This window comes from Thauera sp. WH-1 (assembly GCF_047806685.1).
GTDB lineage: Bacteria > Pseudomonadota > Gammaproteobacteria > Burkholderiales > Rhodocyclaceae > Thauera.
Map to the genome: position 1 here is coordinate 1 of NZ_JBLQGP010000057.1, position 1,847 is coordinate 1,847.

Here is a 1,847-nt window from a genome sequence, read left to right on the forward strand (position 1 = left end):
ACCCTGATCCAGAAGGACAAGGCGAAAGGCCTGTTCCGCTGCAAGCGCGAAATGTTCACCAGCCGCGAGCTGTTCGATCTGGAGATGAAGCACATCTTCGAAGGCAACTGGGTCTATCTCGCGCACGAGAGCCAGCTGCCGAAGATCAACGACTACTACACGACCAAGATCGGCCGTCAGCCGGTCTTCATCACGCGCAACAAGGACAACCAGCTCAACTGCTTCATCAACGCCTGTGCGCACCGCGGTGCGGTGCTGGCGCGCTTCAAGCACGGCAACAAGGCCACCTACACCTGCCCGTTCCACGGCTGGACCTTCAACAACTCGGGCAAGCTGCTCAAGATCAAGGATCCCAACGAGACGGGCTACCCGGACAGCTTCAACTGCGACGGCTCGCACGACCTGAAGAAGATCGCGCGCTTCGAGTCCTACCGCGGCTTCCTGTTCGGCAGCCTGAAGGCCGACGTGGCCCCGCTGGAAGAATTCCTCGGCGAATCGACCAAGATCATCGACATGATCGTCGACCAGTCGCCGGAAGGGCTGGAAGTGCTGCGCGGCGCCTCGACCTACGTGTATGAGGGCAACTGGAAGCTGCAGGCCGAGAACGGCGCCGACGGCTACCACGTCACCGCCACGCACTGGAACTACGCCGCCACCCAGGCGCAGCGCAAGAGCCGCGACGCGGGCGACGACATCAAGGCGATGAGCGCCGGCGGCTGGGCGCGCAAGGGCGGCGGTTCGTACTCGTTCGAGAACGGCCACCTGCTGCTGTGGACGCGCTGGGACAACCCCGAGGACCGTCCGCTGATGGAGCAGCGCGAGCGCCTGGTCGCCGAGTTCGGCGAAGCCAAGGCCGACTGGATGATCGGCAACTCGCGCAACCTGTGCCTGTACCCGAACGTGTACCTGATGGACCAGTTCAGCTCGCAGATCCGCGTGTTCCGCCCGCTCGACGTCAATCGCACCGAAGTCACCATCTACTGCATCGCGCCCAAGGGCGAGTCGGCCGAGGCGCGTGCGCGCCGCATCCGCCAGTACGAGGACTTCTTCAACGCCTCGGGCATGGCCACGCCGGACGACCTCGAGGAGTTCCGCGCCTGCCAGGAAGGCTTCAACGCCGGCTACTTCGAGTGGAACGACATGTCGCGCGGTGCCGAGCACTGGGTCGAAGGCCCGGACGAGGAAGCCGACAAGATCAACCTCAAGCCCATCCTGTCGGGCATCAAGACCGAAGACGAGGGCCTGTACGTGGCACAGCACACCTACTGGCTCGAAGAGATGAAGAAGGCCCTGGCGGCCGAACAAGCCCAAGCCGAAGCCTGAGCGGAGACCGAACAAAAATGAGCCTTTCCTACCAAGACCTGTGCGCCTTCCTGTACCGCGAAGCCCGTCACCTGGACGACCGCGAGTGGGACGAGTGGCTGGCGATGTACGACGAGAACTGCACCTTCTGGATGCCCGCCTGGGATGACGACGGCGAGCTCACCGAAGACCCGCAGTCCGAGATCTCGCTGATCTGGTACGGCCGCCGCGCCGGCCTGGAAGACCGCGTGTTCCGCATCCGCACCGAGCGCTCGAGCGCGACCATCCCCGACACCCGCACGAACCACCACCTCGCCAACATCGAGGTGCTCGAGCAGGACGACAAGACGGTCAAGCTGCGCTTCAACTGGCACACCATGAGCGTGCGCTACAACCACACCGACCACTTCTGCGGCACCAGCTTCTACACCCTGGACGTGTCGGGCGCGAGCCCGATCATCAAGGACAAGAAGGTGGTCCTGAAGACCGACTACATTCGTCACGTCATCGACGTTTACCACGTCTGATAACGAGGGCGGGGCGCC

General features: G+C 63.5%; 2 protein-coding genes. Both read left to right on the forward strand.

Features of this window, described 5'->3' with window-relative positions; genetic code table 11:
• Positions 1-1,323 (forward strand): benzoate 1,2-dioxygenase large subunit (gene benA, locus ACMV5O_RS21235; protein ID WP_416165302.1); only part of this gene is annotated, 1,323 nt, incomplete at its 5' end.
• 17 nt (positions 1,324-1,340) lie between these two features.
• On the forward strand, positions 1,341-1,829 hold the full coding sequence (benB, locus tag ACMV5O_RS21240; protein WP_416165303.1) for a benzoate 1,2-dioxygenase small subunit: 489 nt from the start codon (positions 1,341-1,343) through the stop codon (positions 1,827-1,829).
• The last annotated feature ends 18 nt before the right edge of the window (positions 1,830-1,847 follow it).